We start from the raw sequence: 504 nt of genomic DNA, 5'->3' as shown, positions 1-504 counted from the left end.
CAGGCGTCGCCGGTGGCGGAACCCGTCACGGCGCTGGCCGGGCTGGCGGTCAAGTGGTGAGCCGGTGCCCCCGGCGGGCTGGTCGGACACCGGTGGACGGGCAACACCTGGTGCCCCAACGGGTACACCGCCTTCGCGGCGACTGCTGGCGTCCCCTGCGTGCGCATAACGTGTCGGTGGACCCGACCGCCGATCCCGGAGCGCGCAGAATGCCGCAATCGTCGCGCCAGTTCGACACGCCGGTCCTGCCGGTGACCTCGCCCTCGGGCACCCGGGCCCTGCGCTACGACGACGGCCGGGTGGTGATCGCCGACGCCGGTGGCGCGACGACCTGGGCGGAGCCGGTGCGGTGGGCGGCCTGTGATCAGTCCGGTGCGGACGATGCCCTGGTGGCCGGGTTCGCGCTCGGTCCGCACGTGCCGGTGGTCGAGGACCGCGACCGCGGGGGCGTGGACCGCTCTTGGCTGTCGCGCGGCGGGTTCGCGGTGCCCGCGTGGTGCGGTG

The 504-nt window shown here is 75.2% G+C and carries 1 protein-coding gene; it reads left to right on the top strand.

Annotated features, from left to right (window positions below):
* Positions 1-209 precede the first annotated feature (209 nt).
* The coding region (locus CKY47_RS36795) for a hypothetical protein (RefSeq protein ID WP_306751004.1) at positions 210-504 on the top strand (295 nt) is incomplete at its 3' end.

The sequence above is a fragment of the Saccharothrix longispora genome (assembly GCF_030852425.1).
GTDB classification, from domain to species: domain Bacteria; phylum Actinomycetota; class Actinomycetes; order Mycobacteriales; family Pseudonocardiaceae; genus Actinosynnema; species Actinosynnema longispora.
The sequence above is the reverse complement of the archived record's forward strand: the minus strand, read 5'-3'. Positions and strand labels throughout refer to the sequence as shown.